Annotated in this window: 20 protein-coding genes; 16 read left to right on the top strand and 4 right to left on the bottom strand. The window is 69.0% G+C overall.

Features of this window, described 5'->3' with window-relative positions; genetic code table 11:
- Window positions 1–96: 96 nt before the first annotated feature.
- Together C8D87_RS04790 and C8D87_RS45025 are read right to left on the bottom strand one after the other, a co-directional pair.
- Window positions 97–591, bottom strand: coding sequence for a transposase (locus C8D87_RS04790; protein ID WP_170166307.1), 495 nt, complete (start codon window positions 589–591; stop codon window positions 97–99).
- Window positions 569–778: a hypothetical protein gene (locus tag C8D87_RS45025; RefSeq protein WP_109641420.1), complete on the bottom strand. Its 210-nt coding sequence runs from the start codon at window positions 776–778 to the stop codon at window positions 569–571. Before C8D87_RS45025 ends, C8D87_RS04790 begins: the two co-directional genes overlap by 23 nt.
- 120 nt (window positions 779–898) lie before the next feature.
- Here C8D87_RS45025 and C8D87_RS04785 point away from each other — a divergent pair, with 120 nt between their 5' ends.
- A complete protein-coding gene (locus C8D87_RS04785) occupies window positions 899–1,306 on the top strand; it encodes an ImmA/IrrE family metallo-endopeptidase (RefSeq protein WP_233441900.1) in 408 nt (135 codons plus the stop codon).
- A 455-nt stretch (window positions 1,307–1,761) separates the two neighbouring features.
- On the opposite strand, the gene C8D87_RS04780 is transcribed toward C8D87_RS04785, so the two are convergent.
- Window positions 1,762–3,144 (bottom strand): KamA family radical SAM protein, encoded by a 1,383-nt coding sequence (locus C8D87_RS04780; protein WP_109641419.1) that lies wholly within the window; start codon window positions 3,142–3,144, stop codon window positions 1,762–1,764.
- 130 nt (window positions 3,145–3,274) lie between these two features.
- Between C8D87_RS04780 and C8D87_RS04775 the strand changes: the two genes are divergently transcribed.
- Window positions 3,275–3,733, top strand: coding sequence for an FxsA family protein (locus C8D87_RS04775; RefSeq protein WP_109641418.1), 459 nt, complete (start codon window positions 3,275–3,277; stop codon window positions 3,731–3,733).
- Window positions 3,730–4,290 (top strand): GNAT family N-acetyltransferase, encoded by a 561-nt coding sequence (locus C8D87_RS04770; protein WP_112225666.1) that lies wholly within the window; start codon window positions 3,730–3,732, stop codon window positions 4,288–4,290. The genes C8D87_RS04775 and C8D87_RS04770 overlap by 4 nt, the downstream gene beginning before the upstream one ends.
- Here the strand turns inward: C8D87_RS04770 and C8D87_RS04765 are convergent.
- Window positions 4,287–4,610 carry an SsgA family sporulation/cell division regulator gene (locus C8D87_RS04765; RefSeq protein WP_170166306.1) on the bottom strand — a complete coding sequence of 108 codons (324 nt, stop codon included), beginning with the start codon at window positions 4,608–4,610 and terminating at the stop codon, window positions 4,287–4,289. The genes C8D87_RS04770 and C8D87_RS04765 overlap by 4 nt on opposite strands.
- Before the next feature lie 173 nt (window positions 4,611–4,783).
- Here C8D87_RS04765 and C8D87_RS04760 point away from each other — a divergent pair, with 173 nt between their 5' ends.
- The 13 genes from C8D87_RS04760 to C8D87_RS04705 all read left to right on the top strand — a co-directional run bounded on the left by C8D87_RS04760 (window position 4,784) and on the right by C8D87_RS04705 (window position 20,017).
- The gene (locus tag C8D87_RS04760) at window positions 4,784–5,743 is read left to right on the top strand and encodes a TIGR03885 family FMN-dependent LLM class oxidoreductase (protein WP_112225664.1); all 960 of its coding nucleotides are present in this window, start codon (window positions 4,784–4,786) and stop codon (window positions 5,741–5,743) included.
- Window positions 5,740–7,233, top strand: coding sequence for an alpha-amylase family protein (locus C8D87_RS04755; protein ID WP_112225663.1), 1,494 nt, complete (start codon window positions 5,740–5,742; stop codon window positions 7,231–7,233). Before C8D87_RS04760 ends, C8D87_RS04755 begins: the two co-directional genes overlap by 4 nt.
- A 70-nt stretch (window positions 7,234–7,303) precedes the next feature.
- Entirely contained in the window at window positions 7,304–8,314 is a 1,011-nt protein-coding gene (gene kdd, locus C8D87_RS04750) for an L-erythro-3,5-diaminohexanoate dehydrogenase (protein WP_109641413.1), read from the top strand.
- Window positions 8,307–9,854, top strand: a complete 1,548-nt coding sequence (locus C8D87_RS04745; protein ID WP_215732243.1) for an amidohydrolase — start codon at window positions 8,307–8,309, stop codon at window positions 9,852–9,854. Before kdd ends, C8D87_RS04745 begins: the two co-directional genes overlap by 8 nt.
- Before the next feature lie 3 nt (window positions 9,855–9,857).
- A complete protein-coding gene (kamD, locus tag C8D87_RS04740) occupies window positions 9,858–11,429 on the top strand; it encodes a lysine 5,6-aminomutase subunit alpha (protein WP_112225661.1) in 1,572 nt (523 codons plus the stop codon).
- Complete coding sequence (gene kamE / locus C8D87_RS04735) at window positions 11,422–12,174, top strand: lysine 5,6-aminomutase subunit beta (protein ID WP_112225660.1); 753 nt, start codon at window positions 11,422–11,424, stop codon at window positions 12,172–12,174. The genes kamD and kamE overlap by 8 nt, the downstream gene beginning before the upstream one ends.
- Entirely contained in the window at window positions 12,171–12,569 is a 399-nt protein-coding gene (kal, locus tag C8D87_RS04730) for a 3-aminobutyryl-CoA ammonia lyase (RefSeq protein WP_112225659.1), read from the top strand. Before kamE ends, kal begins: the two co-directional genes overlap by 4 nt.
- Window positions 12,570–12,626: 57 nt before the next feature.
- Entirely contained in the window at window positions 12,627–14,036 is a 1,410-nt protein-coding gene (locus C8D87_RS45675) for a DUF4331 domain-containing protein (RefSeq protein WP_170166305.1), read from the top strand.
- Between the two features lie 15 nt (window positions 14,037–14,051).
- Window positions 14,052–15,083 carry a tetratricopeptide repeat protein gene (locus tag C8D87_RS45670; RefSeq protein ID WP_170166304.1) on the top strand — a complete coding sequence of 344 codons (1,032 nt, stop codon included), beginning with the start codon at window positions 14,052–14,054 and terminating at the stop codon, window positions 15,081–15,083.
- Window positions 15,080–16,372 (top strand): nickel/cobalt transporter, encoded by a 1,293-nt coding sequence (locus C8D87_RS04720; protein WP_112225658.1) that lies wholly within the window; start codon window positions 15,080–15,082, stop codon window positions 16,370–16,372. Before C8D87_RS45670 ends, C8D87_RS04720 begins: the two co-directional genes overlap by 4 nt.
- Before the next feature lie 15 nt (window positions 16,373–16,387).
- Window positions 16,388–16,693, top strand: a complete 306-nt coding sequence (locus C8D87_RS04715; RefSeq protein WP_109641407.1) for a hypothetical protein — start codon at window positions 16,388–16,390, stop codon at window positions 16,691–16,693.
- A gap of 76 nt (window positions 16,694–16,769) precedes the next feature.
- The gene (locus C8D87_RS04710; RefSeq protein ID WP_112225657.1) at window positions 16,770–17,123 is read left to right on the top strand and encodes a GntR family transcriptional regulator; all 354 of its coding nucleotides are present in this window, start codon (window positions 16,770–16,772) and stop codon (window positions 17,121–17,123) included.
- An 89-nt stretch (window positions 17,124–17,212) separates the two neighbouring features.
- Window positions 17,213–20,017, top strand: coding sequence for a M48 family metalloprotease (locus tag C8D87_RS04705; protein WP_112225656.1), 2,805 nt, complete (start codon window positions 17,213–17,215; stop codon window positions 20,015–20,017).
- Window positions 20,018–20,065 lie beyond the last annotated feature (48 nt).

Genomic DNA, 20,065 nt, shown 5'->3' with positions numbered 1-20,065 from the left:
ACGACGACGATGCCCTGACCCGACAGCGCGAGCTGGTACGCCTCGCCGGGGTCTGTTCCCTAAATTGCCCCAGCGCGGCTTCTGATGTCCGTGTGGTCAGGCGGAGTGTTCGGGGATCAGCTGGGAGACGTCGTAGCCCTGCTCGATCAGCTCGGCGATGAGCCGGCGGGCGCGTTGTGCCTGATATTGGAGCGAGCGGGGTTTGTGGTCGAAGTAGTCGGGTCCGAGGTCGTGGTAGGCGACGTCGCAAGTGAGCATGTGCCAGACAGCGGTCAGGATCTTGTGCTGGACGGCGACTTGAGCGCGTAGCGGGCCGCGGCGTTTGCGCAGCCGGTGGTAGTAGCTCTTCAAGTAGTTGGGGCGGCTGCGGGTCTGGGCGATGATGCCGGCGGCGATCCCGAGCCAGCCCCGCAGGTAGGGATCTCCGTGGGTGGTGGCCGAGGACAGCTCGCGGCCCGCGGAGCGGTTGTTGCCTGGGCAGACCCCGGCCCAGGACGCGAGATGACCAGGAGCGGGGAAGACGGTCATGTCGATGCCGATAGAACCGATGATGCCGCAGGCGATCCGGTCAGAGATCCCAGGGATGGTCATCAGCAGTTCCTTGGCTCGCGCGAAAGGGCGCATCGCCTGCTCGATCTTGACCGCGTAGGCGGCCGATCATGAACGCCGAGGCGTCGCTGAACCGGGCGATCTGCAACGCCTCCCGCAGCTGCGGGATCTTCGCCCGCAGCCGGCCCTTGGCCATTTCGGCCAGCGTGGCGGGGGCGCGTTCGACCACGGACCCTCGGCGTCACCCAGCCCGGCCCACACCGATTTTGTCCGTTCACCACGTCCGCACGCCAGGGCGGACTCACATGCTGTCAAACGAGCGGTGTAACTCTGGTTGAAGAAGGGTTATTTGCGTCCGGCGGCCAGGCGGCCGTCGAAGGCGAGCTCGAACGCGTTCAACGCGGGTTTCCGGCCGGTGGTGGCGCTCGGGGCGGACAAGGGTCTTCGCGACCGTTCACGCTTCGACGCGGCACACGAGTTGGGCCACCTCGTTCTGCTTGGCGCCGACGGCCCAATAGCCGACAAGGCGACCGAGTCGCAGGCCAACGAGTTCGCCGCCGCGTTCCTCATGCCGGCCGAAGACATCGCGCACGAGCTACCTGCTCGTCTCGATTGGCCGGCGCTGCTTCGCCTGAAGGCCAAGTGGCATGTCTCGCTGGCCGCTCTCCTGGTCAGGGCGAAGACGCTCGGCGTCATGTTGCTGAGCCCGTCGCCCCGCTCGGTCGACCTTGACCAACTCGGCGTGAGATCTCGTTGACGCCATCGCGCCGAATCTGCGGATGTCGTTTGTCGAAAGCATGAGCGTGCTAGATCCGGCGCTAAATCGGTGCAGCACGTCGCTGAACTTGTTTATCACGGTTATGATTCCACTGGACTCCGTGTCGTTCAGCGGTGCGATTTTTCTGCAGTTGCGCCGTGGGCGGTAGCAATGGTCATTGACGCCTGAGTGGTTTCGCCGAAGGTGGAGATCGGGTCGCAGGAGGGGCGATGGCCCAGTCCGGTCGTAAAGGCGAGTGTCTACTCGATGCTGTACCAATGCCTGACACGGGTGTCCACTGAGGATGCAAAGTGTCATCCACTTTGGACTTTCTGGGCCCCTTCTGGGCCCCTTGACGTTGAGACCTAATGAGACTCTATGGGTGCTGACCAGGCAAAACATGCCGTTGGGGCCGCCTTCGGAAGATGTCCCGAAAACGGCCCCGTCGTGGTGTGTCAGGTCTGGTCGGACCACCACTTCTGGCCGGCCTCGCCCAGGGTGGAGATCGGGTCGTAGTAGGGGTAGCGGCGGTCCAGCGCCTCCGGATCCTCGAGCTCGATCCCGGTCCGGTAGTTCTTCGTCCAGTACGAAATCCCCAGCTCACGGTCGTACTCGGCGAGCTGGTGCACCCACCGCTTCCCGACGTACGGCACGTCGCACACGATCCGCGGCGTCGCATATCCGGGCAGATAGCCCATGATCGCGTGCTGCAGCTCCTGCGCCTCCCACACGGCCACCCGCCAGTGCTCCGCGTTGGGGATCATGTCGCACATGTAGAAGTAGTACGGCAGGATGTTCGCTTCCCCTTGCAGCGCAAAGCAAAGGTCCAGCAGGTCGTCCGACGTGGCGTTGACGCCCTTCATCAGCACGCCCTGGTTGCGGACGTCGCGGACGCCGACCTCCAGCGCCGTCCGCGCCGCCTCGGCGACGAGAGGTGTCACCGACTGGGCGTGGTTCACATGGGTGTGGATCGCCAGGTTCACGCCGCGGCGCGAGGCCGTGCGGGCGACTCGCTCCAGGCCCTCGACGACGCGCGGCTGGAGCCAGTGCTGGGGCAGGCCGGCCAGGGCCTTGGTGGCCAGGCGGATGTCGCGGACGGTCTCGATGTCCAGCAGGCGCATCAGGAACGACTCGAGCTGGGGCCACGGGACGTTGGCCACGTCGCCGCCCGAGACGACGACGTCGCGGACGCCAGGGGTCTTCTTCAGGTAGTCGATCATCTGGTCCTGGCGGTCGACCGGCTTCAGAGACAGCTTGTGCTTGTCGATGAGCGGGGTCGAGTTGCCCACCAGGTCCATGCGGGTGCAGTGGCCGCAGTACTGCGGGCAGGTCGAGACCATTTCGGCCAGGACCTTGGTCGGGTAGCGGTGGGTCAGCCCCTCGACGACCCACATCTCGGCCTCGTGCAGCGAGTCGCGCTGGGAGTGCGGGTGCGACGGCCACCGCGGGTCGCGGTCGGACTTCACCGGCAGCATGTAACGGCGGACCGGGTCGGCCAGGAAGGCGTCGGTGAACTCCGCGGGTGCCGCGTCCACCGCCATCGTGTTGAGCATCTGGGGTGGGATCAGCATCGACATGGTCGCGAAGGTTTCCTGGTCCGCGGCCAGGTCGTCGTAGAACTTCTCGCTCAGCAGGTCGCCGGTGACCTTGCGGAGCTGCTTGACGTTCTTGACGCAGTTCACCCGCTGCCACTGGGCGTCGCGCCACTGCGCCTCGGTCACGTGCGCCCAGCCGGGGAAGCGTCGCCAGTCGGGTTCGACCAGCTCACGGCGGACGTACGTGTACGGCTGGCGGTCCAGTCGCTCCAGCGCCGTGGGGGCGTCGTGCAGCGCAGTCATCCGTACTCCTCAGCGTCGAGGTCGCGTAAAGATATCCTGTCACACCGCTAGCTCGCCGTAAATATTTCAGATCAACGCCTGGTGGAGGAGGGTGTGGGAGCAATTGGGCGAGCTCGTGCGTTGAGGGGGTATGCCTGTCTTCGCCCTGGTGCTCTTGGGGATGTTCGCCGAGATCGCGGTCATGATCGCCGTTGGCAACGCCATCGGCGGGCTGTGGATGATCGCGCTGCTGCTGGTCGGCACCCTCGTCGGTCTGCAGCTGGTGCGCAGGCAGGGGGCGCAGACGATGGCCGCGTTCTCCGAGGCCGTCTGGAAGCGGCAACAGCCGCACCAGGAGATGGCCGACGGCGTGCTGATCGCCGCGGCCGGCGCGTTGATCATGGTGCCTGGCTTCATCAGCGACGTGGCGGCGTTGTTCCTGCTGTTCCCGCCGACGCGCAGGCTCGTCAGCCGGCGGATCGCGCGCAAGGCCGAGGCGGCCGCGCTGAAGTTCGAGCACGACCGTCGCTTCGGGCCCGGTCAGGTCGTCGAAGGGGAAGTTGTCGACGTCGACCCGGTGGTGATCACGGATCGGCGCGAGCTGACGTGATCCGCGCGTACCGGCCCGCTGACCTGGACGCGCTCTACGACATCTGCCTCGACACCGGCGACGGTGGCCGGGGCGCGCGGCACCTGTTCGACGACCCGCGCCTGCTCGGTCACGCCTACGTGGGGCCGTACGTGGCGTTCGAACCGGATCTGGCGTTCGTCGTGGAGGACGACGAGGGGATCTGCGGCTACGTGATCGCGGCGTCGGACAGCGAGGCCTTCGAAGACCGCCTGGAGCACGACTGGTGGCCTGACCTGCGCATTCGCTACCCGCTCACCGACGACCCGAACCGCGTGGTGCAGCACATCCACCATCCGGCGCGGGTCGACCACCGGCTGGCCCTGGACTATCCGGCGCACATGCACGCCAACCTGCTGCCGCGCGCGAAGGGCAAGGGCTACGGCGGCAGGCTCGTCCGCACGGTGCTCGAACGCCTTGAGAAGGGCGTTCACGTGCACGTGCGGCACCACAACACACACGCGGTCGGCTTCTGGGAGCACATCGGCTTTCGCGTGGTCGACTCCGCGGACAAGCTGGTCCTGGGCCTGCGCCTTTAGGCGAGCAGGTCCTTCAGCAGCAGGTCGAAGTCGACGACCTCACGCCCCGCAGGCACGGCCGCGTAGGTGGAGTCGAGGAACCGCTGCAGGTCATCGGCCGACAGGTGGAACACGGCGTGCGAGTCCTCGGTGAAGAGCTCCAGCACCAGCACGTCGCGGTGGCCGGGCCGCAACCGCACGTCGCCGATCCCCGCGGGCGACAGCAGTCCGTCCGCCAGCAGCTCCCGCCCGACGAGCCAGGTCGACTCCTGGTCCCTGGCCTGAAACCGCAGCGTGACGGCGTGCGGATCGTCTGAGCGGTATTGGAGATCGACGTTCATCGGCTCGACAGTGCCATCCGGCCGAATGAACTCAACGACAGTTACGGTCCCGACGCGCGTCTCGTTGAACATCGCCGTTCCTCCTCCGCTCCGAGGGTGCTGTCATCCACACGGATGCCGTTCGGGATCGGTTCAACGCATTCTCAAACTGCTCGCTGGGTACCTGAAGTCGCATGACCGTCTACGGCATCCACGCGTCGCACGAGCAGCTCCACCCCACCGACCTGTTGACCGCAGTGCGCAGGGCCGAGGAGGCCGGCTTCGCCGCGGCGATGAGTTCCGACCACTTCTCACCGTGGAGTTCGCGCCAGGGCCACTCGGGGTTCGCCTGGTCGTGGCTCGGCGCCGCGCTGCAGGCGACGACCCTGCCGTTCGGCGTGGTCACGGCCCCGGGCCAGCGCTACCACCCGGCGATCACCGCCCAGGCGATCAGCACCCTCGCCGCGATGTACCCCGGCCGGTTCTGGGCGGCGCTGGGCACCGGCGAGGCCAGCAACGAGCACATCACCGGCGACGGCTGGCCGCGCAAGGACGTCCGCAACGCCCGTCTGCGCGAGTGCGTGGACGTGATCCGCGCGCTGCTCCAGGGTGACGAGGTCAGCCACGACGGCCTGGTCCGGGTTGACCGCGCGAGACTGTGGACGAGACCGCAGGAGGTGCCGTTGCTGATCGGCGCCGCCGTGAGCCCCCAGACCGCCCGCTGGTGCGCCGAGTGGGCCGACGGGCTGATCACCGTGAGCGCCCCGCCCGACCGGTTGCGCGAGGTGGCCGACGCCTATCGCGACGCGGGTGGCCGGGGCAAGCTGCACCTGCAGGTGCACCTGAGCTGGGCGCAGGACGACGACACCGCACTCAGGATCGCGCACGAACAGTGGCGCACCAACGTGTTCCGACCGCCCGTCTGCTGGGACCTGGAGCTCGCCGAGCACTTCGACGTCGTCGCCGAGCGCGTCACGCCGGAGCAGGTCGCCGAGGTCGTCAACGTGTCCTCGGACCTCAAGTGGCACGTCGAGAACCTGCACACCTACGCGTCGCTCGGCTTCGAGGAGATCTATCTGCACCACGTGGGCCAGGACCTGATCCCGTTCGTCGACGCGTTCGGCGAGCACGTGCTGCCGGAGGTGGCGAGGTGATCCGCACGTCGGACGTCTGGTGGAAGAACGCCGTCCTCTACTGCCTGGACGTGGAGACCTTCTCCGACAAGGGTTTCCGCGGCTGCACCGAACGCATCGACCACCTCCACGCCCTGGGCGTCACCTGCGTCTGGCTGATGCCGTTCTACCCGACCCCGGAACGCGACGACGGCTACGACATCACCGACTTCTACGCGGTGGACCCGCGGCTGGGCTCGCTGGGCGACTTCGTCGAGTTCGTCCGCTCCGCCCGCGACCGGGGCATGCGGGTGATCGCCGACCTCGTCGTCAACCACACGTCCGACCAGCACCCGTGGTTCCACGACCCGACCAAACGGGACTGGTACGTCTGGGCCGACGAACCGCAGACCGACGGCCCGCAGGGCATCACCTTCCCGGACAAGGAGAACAGCCTCTGGGAGTATTCGGAGGAGGTCGGCAAGTACTACCTGCACCGCTTCTACAAGCACCAGCCCGACCTCAACGTCTCCAACCCCGAGGTGCGCGACGAGATCGCCCGGATCATGGGGTTCTGGATGGAGCTGGGCCTGAGCGGCTTCCGCGTGGACGCCGTCCCGTTCCTGCTGGAGCACAACGACGCCACGGACGCCATGTCGCTGCCCAACCCGCACGACTACCTGACTGACCTCCGCGCGTTCATCAACCGCCGCAACGGCGAAGGCGTGCTGCTGGGCGAGGTGAACCTGCCGTACAAGGACACGATGGCCTACTACGGCCAGGGAGTCGGCGACGAGCTGACGATGTGCTTCGACTTCGTGGGCATGCAGGCGATGTACCTGGCGTTGGCGCGGCAGTCGAGCGGTCCGCTGGTCAAGGCCCTGCAGGAACGCCCGCAGCCGCCACGGGACGGCCATTGGGCGACGTTTGTGCGCAACCACGACGAGCTGACCCTCGACAAGCTGCCCGAGGACGAGCGCCAGGAGGTGTTCGACGCCTTCGGTCCCGACCCGTCGATGCAGCTCTACGGCCGTGGCCTGCGCCGCCGCCTGCCGTCGACGCTGAACGACGACTACCGCCGCATCCGCATGGTCTACAGCCTGCTCTTCAGCCTGCCGGGCACGCCCGTCCTGTTCTACGGCGAGGAGATCGGCCTGGTCGAGGACCTGTCGCTGGAAGGAAGGCTCGCGGTCCGGGTGCCGATGGACTGGGAGGCGGCCGGCCGGCAACGCCACTCTCCCGACTCGCTGCTCACCTGGATGCGCCGGCTGATCGAGAGCTACCGGGAGTGCCCCGAACTGGCGTGGGGCACCTACCAGGTGCTGGACGTCGGTGACCCGTGCGTGTTCGCCCACCGCGCTGACTGCGACGGTGGCACGGTCATCGCCGTGCACAACTTCGCCGACCGCGCGGTCCCGGTGGAGCTGAAGGTGAAGGGCGTGCTCACCGACGTCCTGACCGGCGACGGGTGCGACGCGAAGCTGGAGCTGGGCCCGTACGACTGCCGGTGGTTCCGTCTGACTGACAAGTGAAGCTTGCGGGATCTTTACGCGCTACGTGAAGATATTGTCGAGACAGCGTCGTCGACCGAAGGATTTTCAGGTGAGCGCGTACGGACTGCACCGTGTCCTCGAGCCGCAGGGTGTCCTGCCCCAGCAGGCGTGGCGGCTGGACGCGGAGCCCGTCCCCGCCCCCGACGAGGTGATCGTCGCGGTCGAGCGGCTCAACCTGGACGCGGCGTCGTTCCGGCAGCTCAGGGAGCAGCACGGCAGCGGCGCGGCGGTCCGGCAGGCGGTGCTGGACATCGTCGAAGAGCGCGGCAAGATGCAGAACCCCGTCACCGGCTCCGGCGGCATGCTGCTCGGCACGGTGCTGGAGGTCGGACCGGAGTCGCCGCTCGGCCTGAAGGCGGGCGACCGGATCGCGACGCTGGTCAGCCTCACCCTCACGCCGCTGAAGATCAACGACGGCCTGCAGGACTGGGACGGCGAGGACGAGCAGGTGCCGTGCCGGGGGACCGCGGTGCTGTTCGGGCGGTCCATCGCGGCCGTGCTGCCCGACGACATGTCCGACGAGCTGGCGCTGTCCGTTCTCGACGTGTGTGGTGCTCCGGCGCTGACCGACCGCGTGGTGCGGAAGCACCCCGGTGGGTCGGTGCTGGTGCTCGGGGGTGGCGGCAAGTCCGGGTCGCTTTCTCTCGCGGCCGCACGTCAGGCCGGTGCGTCGCGCCTCGTCGCGTTGGTGCCGACCGAGCGTGAGGCGGAACAGGTTCGCAAGGCCGGTCTCGCGGACGAGGTCGTCATCGCGGACGCGCGCAACCCGGTGGCTGTGGCTGAGGCGGTCGGCAAGCAGGTCGATGTCACGGTCGTGTGTGTGGACGTGCCGGGGTGCGAGCACGGCGCCATCCTCGCGACCGGGGACGGCGGCACCGTGATCTTCTTCTCGATGGCCACGTCGTTCAGCGCCGCGGCACTCGGAGCTGAAGGACTCGCCGCGGACGTGGAGATGCTGGTCGGCAACGGTTATGTGCCCGGTCACGCCGCGTTCGCCTTGGACCTGGTCCGGACGCAGCCGGGTGTGCGGGCGCTGTTCGAGCAACGGCAGACTGCGTGACGTGAGTACGCAACTTTTGGTCGGCGGACGCATCTACGCACCGGATGCGACGGCCATGGCCGTCACGGACGGCGTCGTCGTGTGGATCGGACAGGACTCGGTCGGCCGTGCGCTGCACCCCGACGCCGAGGTCATCGAGCTGCACGGCGCCTTCGTCGCGCCCGCGTTCGTCGACGCCCACGTCCACGCCACGAGCGCCGGTCTGCTGCTGACCGGTCTCGACCTGACCCGCACGTCCTCTGTGGACGACTTGTTGCGACAGGTGCGTGACGCCGAGGGCCCGCTCGTGTGGGGACACGGGTGGGACGAGACGCGCTGGCCGGAGAACCGCCCGCCCACGCGCGCGGAGATCGACGACGCAGCTGCGGGCAAGACGGTCTACCTGTCGCGCATCGACGTGCATTCGGCGCTCGTCTCCTCGAACCTGATCACCGACGAGGCCCGCGAGGCCGACGGCTACTCGGCCGACGGCCCTCTCTCTCGCGCCGCCCACCACCACGTGCGCGGCGCCGCCAAGTCCGCCATCACGCCGGCGCAACGCCAGGCCGCCCAGCTGGCCTTCCTCCGACACGCCGCCTCGATGGGCATCGCGTCGGTGCACGAGTGCGCCGGCCCGGACATCTCCGGCGAGGACGACCTGCGAGAACTCCTCGCGCACACCGAGGGCCCAGAGGTGGTGGCCTACTGGGGCGACCACGACCTGCCGGACGTCCCCGTCCGCGGCCTCGCCGGGGACCACTTCGTGGACGGCGCGCTCGGCTCCCGCACCGCCGCGCTGACCGAGCCCTACACCGACGCGGACACGTCCGGCGCGCTCTACCTGGACGGCCAGCAGATCGCCGACCACCTGATCAAGTGCACCGAACTGGACGTGCAGGCGGGCTTCCACGTCATCGGCGACGCCGCCATGGCCGCCGTGATCGAGGGCTTCGAGATCGCCGAGAAGGCCCTCGGCACGCCCGCTCTCGCCTCCGCGCGCCACCGCCTCGAGCACGTCGAGATGGTCAGCGCCGAGCAGGCCCAGAAGCTGGCGGGGTGGGGCGTCATCGCCTCTGTTCAGCCGCTTTTCGACGCCGAGTGGGGCGGATCGGCCGGAATGTACGTCCAGCGCCTCGGGGCCGAGCGCGGAGTGGGACTCAACCCCTTCTCACGCCTGGCCGCGGCAGGGGTCGTGCTCGCGTTCGGCTCGGACACCCCGGTGACCGCCATCGACCCGTGGGCTGCCGTGCGCGCCGCGGTGCACCACAAGACCGATGGTCACGGTATCTCCCCACGAGCGGCGTTCACGGCCCACACGCGTGGTGGCTGGCGTGCTGCGGGCGTGGACGACGGGCTGACCGGCACGTTGCAGCCCGGCGCGCCCGCGACCTACGCCGTGTGGGAGACCGGCGACCTCGTGGTCGCCGGGAGCGACTCGCGGGTGCAGCGGTGGTCCACCGATCCCCGTTCCGGCGTGCCCGGACTGCCTGATCTCACCGGTCCCGCGCCCGTCTGCGTGCGGACCGTGCTGAACGGCCGGACTATCTACGAGAGGAAGTGACTCATGGCGTTGCTCGACCTCGACCCCAAGGTCGTCGCCACCGCGCGCGAACTCGCGGCGCGGGCGGCCGAACCGGTGGTGTCCATCGCGAAGGCGCACACCACCGTTGCCGTCGAGCGCGCCACACTTCGCCTGGCCGGCATCACCGGCGCGGACTCCACCCACCGCGCCGGTGACGTGCCGTGGGTCAACCGCGTCATCGACACGGTGCGCGAGCAGTGCGGGCTGGAGCACGGCGTGGTGCTCCCGGCGTTCCACGCCCTGAAACAACACAACCTCGGCACCCTCACCGAGCTCGCGGAGGCCACCGCGGCGGGCCAGATCCAGTTCAAGGTCCCCACCGGCAAGGACCTGACGGCGGCCAGGAAAGCAGCCACGTCGGCCGTCGCCAGGGGCATCAGGACGGTGGACCGCAACCGGGCCCAGCGCGACAAGCTGATCACCAGGCTCGGCGACCCCGCGCAGCGGCCATGGATCTACCTGATCGTCGCGACCGGTGACATCGACGAGGACGTCGTCCAGGCCCAGAACGCGGCCCGCGCAGGTGCCGACATCATCGCGGTGATCCGCTCGACCGGGCAGTCGCTCCTCGACTACGTGCCAGAAGGCGCCACCCACCACGGGTTCGCGGGCACCTACGCCACCCAGGAGAACTTCCGGATCATGCGGGCGGCGCTGGACGACGTGTCGAAGGAGGTCGGCCGGTACGTGCGGCTGACCAACTACGCGTCCGGCCTGTGCATGCCGGAGATCGCGGTGCTGGCGGGCCTGCAGCGACTCGACATGATGCTGAACGACTCGATGTACGGCATCCTGTTCCGCGACATCAACCCCATCCGCACGTTCGTCGACCAGCGCTTCTCCCGCCAGGTCCACGCACGCGCGGGAATCATCATCAACACCGGCGAGGACAACTACCTCACCACCGCGGACGCCGTCGACGCCGCGCACACGGTCACGGTCTCCCAGCTCCTCAACGAGCACTTCGCCCACGAGGCGGGACTGCCCGACCACCTGCTGGGCCTCGGCCACGCCTTCGAGATCAACCCGAAGGTGCCCGACTCGTTCCGCCTGGAGCTCGCCCACGCGCTCCTCGCGCGCGAGCTGTTCCCCGACGCGCCGCTGAAGTGGATGCCGCCCACCAAGCACATGACCGGCGACGTCTTCAACGGCTATCTGCTGGATGGGTTCTTCAACCTCGCCGGTGTCCTGACCGGACAGTCCATTCTGCTCGTCGGCATGATGACGGAAGCCGTCGTGACGCCGTTCCTGTCCGACCGCGACCTCGCCCTGCAGAACGTCAGGTACGTGCTCAACGCCGCGGGCAACCTCGCGGAGGACTTCCGGCCCGCGCCGGACGGGCTCATCGTCAAGCGCGCCCACCAGGTGCTCGGCGAGGCCGTGGACCTGCTGGAGCGCATCGTCGACGACGGCCTGCTCAACGCGATCGCGGACGGCACCTTCGGCCTGATGAAGCGCCCCGCGGACCAGGGCAAGGGCGCGGACGGCGTCGTCGAGAAGGCGGAGGCGTACTTCAACCCCGCGAGCGAGATGCTGGAGGCCTCGAATGACTGACTCCAAGAGGTATGTGAGGCCGTACGGCGACACCACCGGCGACGGCATGATCCAGACGTCGTTCACGCTGCCGATCCCCTTCGGTCCCAAGGCGGACGGCGCGGCGCAGCAGCTCGCGAACAAGATGGGCATGGACCCCGCGATGGTGGTCCACTCGCACCCGATCGGCGACGACTTCACGTTCTTCGTCGTCTACGGCTCGGTGAAGCACCTCGTGGACCTCGACGAGGTCAAGGTCGTCGAGCGCGAGTACCCGTTGCTGTCGCCGGCGGAGGTGAACACGACGCTCAAGAAGGTGTTGCGGCGCAAGCTGGTCGTGGTCGGCGGCTGCATCGGCACGGACGCGCACACCGTCGGCATCGACGCGATCCTCAACATCAAGGGCTTTGCGGGCGAGAAGGGTCTGGAGTACTACCGCGAGCTGAAGGTCGTGAACCTCGGCGCGCAGGTGAGCGTTCCGGAACTGGTGCGGCGCGCGCGGACCGAGAAGGCCGACGCGGTGCTGATCTCCCAGGTCGTCACGCAGCGGGACGCGCACATCCTCAACACGCAGGAGATGTCCGCGGCGTTCCGCGAGGCGATGGGGGACAAGCGGCCACTGCTCGTCGCCGGCGGTCCGCGGTTCGATCCGCTGATGGCGGCGGAGCTGGGCGTGGATCGAGTGTTCTCCCGGGGGACCACTCCGGGTGAGGTCGCGAGCTATCTGGTGCACGCGATGCAGGCAAAGAAGGGGGTCGCCGCGTGAGCGGGGCTTTGGTCGAAGGCTTCTCGGTGACGCACCGCCGGTACGTGCCGCACTCGCACGCGCATTACGGGGGCAACCTCGTCGACGGCGCGTACGGGCTGGGCATGTTCGGTGACGTCGCCACCGAACTGCTCATCCACACGGACTCCGACGAAGGGCTGTTCGCGGGGTACAGCTCGGTCGAGTTCGCGGCGCCGATCCAGGCCGGTGACGTCATCGAGGCCACGGCAACGTTGGTGCGCATAGGAAAGCGCTCGCGTGAGATCGAGTTCGAGGCGCGCGTGGTGTGCCGGTCGGCGCCCGGTCGCGGACCTTCGGCGGCGGACGTGCTCGCTGAGCCGATCGTCGTAACGCGTGCCCGCGGAACGGTTGTAGCGCCAAAATCCGCTGAATGAGTTCGAACCGGCAGGCGTCCTGCTTCCGAATCCCCGCCGTGGGAAGGGAGCAGGACCATGCCAACCAGCAACGAACAGCGATTACGCCGGGGTGCGATCGCCGCGGCCGTGGTCGCGGCGGCCGCGGCGATCCCGGCAGCGGAAGCGTCCAGCCACCGCGAGGCACCGCTGATCGCGGCGGACCCGGCGGTCGACAACACCGACGTCTACGCCTTCACGAGCCCTGACAAGCCCGACACCGTCACGCTCGTCGCGAACTGGTTCGGGCTGCAGGAACCCAACGGTGGCCCCAACTTCTACCCGTGGGCCACGGACGCGAGGTACGACCTCAACATCGACGCCGACGGGGACGCGGTGCCGGACAAGACGTTCCGGTTCACGTTCAGCACCGACGACCGGCGCGGCAAGAACACCTTTCTCTACAACAACGGGCCCGTCACCTCGATCAACGACGACAACCTGTTGTTCCGGCAGAACTACAGCCTCGAGCTCATGGAGCCGGGCAAGAGCACGACCCTGGTGCGCAACGGGAGGGCGGCGCCGTCCAACACCGGAGCCGCGTCGTTCCCGGACTTCGCGGCGATCCGCGACCAGGCGACGGTGAAGATCCCCGGTGGCGGTCAGGTCTACGTCGGACCGTCGGAGGACTCGTTCTTCCTGGACCTGAGGGTGTTCGACCTCCTCTACGGCGGAAATCTGAAAGAGGTCAACCAGGACACCCTGATGGGCTACAACGTCAACACCATCGCCATCCAGGTGCCCAAGACGATGCTGGCCCTCAAAGGCGACCCGAAGCGCAACCCCGTGATCGGCGTGTGGAGCGACACCGAGCGCCGCACGCTGAGGCTCGACCCCGGCAAGGCGACCCCGCAGGGCCCGTTCGTGCAGGTGTCGCGGCTGGGCAACCCGCTGGTGAACGAGGTCGTGTCGTCGGCGGCCATCAAGGACGCGTTCAACGGGCTCGAACCCGTTGGCGATGCGTCGGTCCAGGCGTTGCTGGACCGGGTGAACGACCCGGAGCTCGCCCGGCTCATCCAGGCGATCTACGGCATCCCGGCACCGAAGACACCGCGGGCCGACCTGGTGGAGATCTTCCTGACCGGGATCACCACGAAGGCGGGCGGCCCGATCAAGGCCGATCTCAACTCGCAGCTGAACAACGCCGACGTGGACCCGAAGAGGTTCGCACCGTCGGAGATGCTGCGGCTCAACATGTCCACGCCGGTGGCGAAGAACCCGAACCGGCTCGGCGTCCTCGGCGGTGACCTGCAGGGGTTCCCGAACGGCCGCAGGCTCACCGACGACGTCGTGGACATCGAGATCCAGGCCGTGGTCGGCGCGGCGCAGACCGGCAAGCTCGTGCCGGCGCTCGCCAAGGGCGACCGGGTGAACGCCAACGACGTCCGCTTCGGCGACCGCTTCCCGTACGTCGGCCTGCCGAGCAACCGGGCGGTCAACTCCCGCTGAGTGAGGGTGCCTGACATGTGGAAAACCATTCCGCTGCTGGCAGCCGCGCTCGCCGTTGCCGCCTGCGCCTCCCCGCAGGCGGCAACACCCGCCGCCACGCAGACCTCTTCCCTGCAGCGCAACGCCGAGTCGTTGCAGGCCAAGCTCCGCGGAACCCCCGATGACCCCGCCGCCTGGGCACAGCTCGGTGCCACGCACGTCGAGCTCGCCCGCGTCACCTTCGATCCGCAGCATTACCCGCGTGCCGAGCGTGCGCTGACAGAGTCGTTGCGCCTCAAGCCTGAGGGCAACGGTGAGGCGTACATCGGCCGCGGTGCGCTCGCCAACGCTCGTCACGACTTCGCTGCTGCCCGTGACTGGGGCCAGCGCGCGGTCGCGGCACTTCCGCACTCCGCGCAGGCTCAGGGAGTCGTGGTCGACGCGCTGACGCAGCTCGGCGACGACGCTGGTGCTTCCGTTGCGCTGCAACGCATGCTGGACCTGCAGCCGGGTGTCGCGTCGTTCACCCGCGCTGCCCACCACTTCGAGCTGCACGGCCGTCTGGACGAGGCGCGCGTGGCTCTGGACCGGGCGCTGGAGTCCGCTTCCTCGCCCGAGGCGGCCGCGTTCTGCCGCTTCCAGCTGGATGAGCTGAAGGGGCGGACCGACGAGGAGGAACTGAAGACCTATCTCGAGCTCGTGTCGAGGGTGCCGTCGCCGGAGCACCTCGTCAGGTACGGCAGGGCACTGGACAAGGTGGGCAAGCCGCAGGAAGCGCGGGCGCAGTACGACCTCGCGCTGCGGCAGTCACGTGCTCTGGGCGGAGACGACCTCACCGCCGCCCTGATCGCGGCCGACCACGGTGACCCCGCGGAGGCGTTGCGGTTCGCCGAGAAGGAATGGGCGAAGAGGCAGAGCGCGTTCACCGCGGACGCGATGGCGTGGGCTCTGCACGTCAACGAGCGTTCCGCGGAGGCGTTGCCGTACTCGGACAAGGCCGTCGCGCTGGGCTGGCGGGATCCGGAGGTTCTCCGGCACCGCGAGGCGATTCTGGGGAGTCTGCGATGAGAGTCCTGCTGCTCACGTTGTTCGGACTGCTGCTGATGGGCGGAGTCGCTCAAGCACACCCGTTGAGCAACCTCAGCGTGAACCACTACGACGGGCTGCGCGTGTTCCCCGACCGGATCGAGCTGAGGTCCGTTGTGGACAGTGCGGAGATCCCGACCCTGCAGGACCGCGAGTTCGTCGACGCGCGCAAGCGGTGCGCGGAACGGGCGAAGTCGCTGGACGCCATGGCGGACGAGCGGGAGCTCCAGTTCGAGGTGCGCGACGCGGAGGTCGTGCGCCCTCCCGGTGAGGCAGGCCTGCCGACCATGCGTTTGACCTGCGAGTACACGGTTTCACTGCAGGTGCGCGGCGAGGTCGAGGTGACGTTCAGCGACTCCTACCTCGGCGAGAAGCCGGGGTGGCGCGAGATCACCGTCGTCGGTGTCGACGTCGCGGTGTCGGGTGCGCCGGCGGAGTCGATCACCAACGAGCTGCGCAGCTATCCGGAAGACCTGCTGTCCTCTCCTCTGGACGTGCGGGCGGTGCGGTTCGTCGCACAACCAGGTGAGGGAAGCGCTGTCACCCCGCCTGGAGCGTTGGGAGAGGCCACGAAGGCGGCCGTCGGCCTGGTGGGTGATCTCACCCCGGTGGTCGGGATCGGTGCGGTCCTGCTGTCTCTGGTGCTGGGCGCGTCACATGCGGCGCTGCCCGGCCACGGCAAGACCGTGATGGCCGCCTACCTGGCGGGTTCGAGGGGAACCCGCCGCGACGCACTCCTCGTCGGCGCCACGGTCACCATCACCCACACGGCGGGGGTCTTGGTGCTGGGGCTGCTGCTCAGCGTGTCCAGCGTGATCGCCGGCGAGTCGGTTCTGCGCTGGCTCGGCGTGGTGAGCGGTCTGCTGGTCGCGGTGATCGGAGGGGTGCTGCTCCGCTCGGCGGTGCGGAACCGGGGTCGTATGCGGCACGACCACGGACATGGCCACGGACACGGTCATGGGCACCGCCGGGCGGGGCTCGTCGGAATGGGAGTCGCGGGCGGCCTGGTGCCGTCGCCGTCCGCGCTGGTCGTCCTGCTCGGGGCGATCGGACTGGGCCGGACGTGGTTCGGCGTGGTCCTGGTGCTGGCGTACGGCCTCGGCATGGCGGTGACGCTGACCGCCGCGGGGCTGCTGCTGGTCTCGCTGCGGGACCGCCTTGGCCCGCGCCTGGCCCGCTTCCGCAAGTTCGCGGACATCACGCCGCTGGGCACCGCGGCGCTGGTGATGCTCGTCGGAGTCGGTCTGGCCACGCGTGCGCTGGCCGGTTAGCTGGAAGAAGGAGTCATGAAGAAGCTCATCGTGCTGGCGGTGCTCGCGCTGGCCGCGTGCTCGGCGGAACCGGCGGCCACCGCCCAGTTCGACGACGAGGGTCAGTCCGACGTCTCCTGCATGAAGCACCAGGAGCAGACACCGGGGGAGGAGTACTTCGACGAAGGCAACTGGGACACGGTCGTCTCGTTGTCGATCCTGCGCTACTACACCTCGAACGGCTCAAAGCCCTACTGTGACGGCAAAGAAGCCACGGCGGCAGACCAGGGATGGCGCAAGCTCTACGTGCAGATGGGCGCGGACCAGACCAATATCCGCTGAATCGACCGCAACCTCCGCCCCACTCCTCCGTTGGTCAATACAGAGGTAGTTACATGTCGGGGAGGGATGGGGCGCAGTGAAGATCGACCACCACGGGGACACACCGCCGTACGAGCAGGTGCGGGTGCACTACGCGCACGCGATTTCGAACCGCGAACTGCCGGTGGGCGCCAAGCTGCCCACCGTGCGCGCGCTGGCGAAAGACCTGGGTCTGGCGGTCAACACGGTGGCCCGCGCCTACCGCGAGCTCGAGGAAGCCGGCCTCGTCGAGACGCGGGGCCGCGCGGGCACCGTGGTGAGCGCGAACGGCGACAACAACCGCGAGCGCGTCCGTGCGGCGGCGGCGCAGTACGCGTCGATGTCCGCGGACCTGGGCCTCTCGTCGCAGGAAGCCCTGGAGATCGTCCGCGCGGCGTTGCGAGGGATCTGATCCATCCGGGTGTTCTGGCCCCGAACGAGCTCGTCGGCGTCGCGCGGCCCGCACACTGACTCGCAGGTGACTGATCGCGGGGGGCGAGTGTGACGGTGGAGCCGGTCCCGCCACGCGTGGACGAACGGGTGATCGGCGCAGGTACCACGGTTCGCTTCGTCCTGCTGATGGTGCTGTTGTTCGTGGCCAGCGGCTCGATGATGCGCGATGTCGCCAGCGGTATCTCGGGTGCGAACGGCGTGGGGTGCCAGCTGGCGGCCGGTGCCGACCCCGACGCGAGCACCCTCCAGGTTCAGCTGGTGCTGCTCCAGCAGAGATCGGCGTTCGACGAGTGCATGGCCCGTCATCAACCGGGGCCGCCGTGGTGGGTGGTGCTGGGCTGGCCGGTCGTCGTGCTGCTCGGCGCCGCCGTCCTGTTCCGGGCGATACCCCGATGGCGCAGGCGGGCGCGCTGGGCGTCACCACTCGACAGCACTCACGACGCGCACCGGCTGGTCGCCGAGGCGGCGGCGACCGCGGGACTGGCCAGGCCGCCGCGAGTGGTGGTCGATCCGACCGCGAGCGTGGTCGTCTACGGCAGCAACAGGCGGCCCACCCTGCGGCTGAGCGCCGACCTGCTGCACAGCGCCACCACCGATCCCGAGCGCTTCCGGGGCGTGGTGCTCCACGAGCTGGCGCACATCCGCAACGGTGACGTCACGCTGTACTACGTCACCACCGCGCTGTGGCGCATGTTCCTCGCCGCGGTCCTGACGCCGTACGCGGTGTGGGCGGTCGTGTCGCTGGTCCAGCCGTCCTGGTGGTCGGGTGACGAGCCGAGCCAGGTGCGCCGGGTTCTCCTGCTCGTGCTGCTCGTGCTGCTGGTCTACCTGGCGCGAGCGGACGTGCTGCGCAGCCGGGAGGTGTGCGCTGATCTCGCCGCGGTCAGGTGGGGCGCGTCCCCGCACATCTGGGCCGCCGCGGCACCAGCGCGGCGGTGGTCGGCGTTCGCAGAGTTGTGGCGCACCCATCCGCGGCTGGATCTGCGCCGGGCGGCGGTGGCGGGTACCGGGGAGCTGTTCGGGTTGCGGGCACTGCCGATGTTCCTCACCGGTGTGGCCGCGACCCTGGTGAACGCGCAGGTGCGCGAGCCCGTGCAGGCCTATCTGGTCAGGGACGGCCTGCTCCGCGAGTGGATGAGTCAGGCGCTGACGCTGGTCCCGTCCGGCCTCGTCGTCGGCGTGGTCGGGATCGCGCTGTGGAGGGCCGTGGTGCACGGGGTGCGGACGTCACGGCCCGTGCCGCCGGCGTGGCGTGCCGGCCTGTGGCTCGGGTTCGGCCTCGCCGCGGGGGAGCTGTTCCTGAACCGGGTGGCGGTTCTGGAATGGCTGCCGCCGCACCCCGAGTTCCTGCTGCTCGTCGTGCTCGCGGGCACGGCGATCGCCTGGTGGATCGGCCAATGCGCGCACCTCTGGGCCACCGCGGGACGTACGACCCTGCCGGTGATGGCCGCCGTACTGGGCGCGGCCTGGCTGGCGTTGTCGTCGTGGTTCATCTGGTGGCAGAGCGACGGCACGTTGTACACGCTCGGCACGATGGTCGACACCGACCGGGTCCGGGAGGTGCTCGCGCACGGCCTGGGCGGGCCTGCCGCGGACCACGCGCTGGTGCTGTCCGCCTTCGCCTCCTTCTTTCCCCTGATGCACGGCATGTCGATCCCGGCGCTGTCCGTCGCGTCGATGATCGCGCTGTGGATCGTGCCCCTCCCGGCCTGGATCGTGCGCCCGGCGGACGGCACGCCGCGCCGGCTGCGGCCGGCTCTCGACGACTCGGGTGCGGTCGTCGTCAGCGCGCCACCCTTGCCGCCGCTGCGCCGGGCGCTGCTGCCCGGCCTGATCGGCGGTGTCGTGGCGGGTGCCGCCGTGGTGGGGTTGCAGGCCTACCTGCACACGTGGCGCCCGCTGCCTCCGGGATCGGGCGCGCTGTTCGCGCTGACGTACCAGACCGGCACGTTCGCGGTGGTCGTCGCCGCGACGGTGGTGGCCGCGTTCGTCGCAGCCGGGTGGGCCGGGCGCTACCCGTTGCCGGTCGCCCTGGTCGCCGCGCAGACGGCGGCGATGCTGGGTTTCGCGCTGGCGTTGACGGCGATGTCCGCCGACGGCTGTGTGGAGTCGTTGCGGGTGATGGAGTCGACCTGCGGTCCGCACTTCACCATGTCCGGTCTGGCGCTGCTGACCTTGCTCGCTCCGGTGTTCGTGGTCGCCGCGATCGCGGCCTTCGCCGCCGCGGGTGTCGTGGCGATCGTCCGGCGCGCACCCGCGGTTCCCGCACGGGCACCGGGCAGGCCGGCGGTACGCCGTCGGGTGGTCGCGGTTCTCTGCGTGGCCGGGGTCGCGGTCTCCGCCTCCGGGCTGGCGTTGTGGGACCAGTCGAGAGGCGAGGCGTCCGACGACAAGGTGGCGCAAATGTTCGCACGTCCCGTGGTCCCGCAGCTCCCGGCCCGCACGCGCGCCGCCCAGCAGGCCGCGTGGAAGCGTTTCGGTGGGTTCGACCTGAACCAGCGCCTCCTCGACACCATGACGCGCCATTCGGAAACGTTGCAGACTCTCGGGTCCGCCACCGGTCCGGTCGACTTCTCGCCGCTGAGGACCAGCTGCGCGGAGTTCGGGCAGATCGCACGGGATGCGCAACGGTACTTCCGCATCCCGGACGAGGTGGCGCAGCAGCACTGGAGTCGTTTCACGGCACTGGCGAACCGGGGCAGCGCCAACTGCCTGGCCGCGTTGGAGACGGGGCCGGATCGGCTGTTGCTGCGGTCACTGGAGGAGCTCACGAACGCCGCGTCGGAGGCGAACTCGGCGTTGGACCGGTTGTCGCGGATCTCGGCCGAGGCTCAGCCACAAGGTGGCCGGTAGTCCTTGCCGGGCAGACAACGCTGCCACTGCTGCTCGGTGATCGGATCG

Origin of the sequence: Lentzea atacamensis (assembly GCF_003269295.1) — a bacterium.
Lineage (GTDB): Bacteria > Actinomycetota > Actinomycetes > Mycobacteriales > Pseudonocardiaceae > Lentzea > Lentzea atacamensis.
Note: the sequence above shows the minus strand (reverse complement) of the source record. Positions and strands in the feature narration are given on the sequence as shown.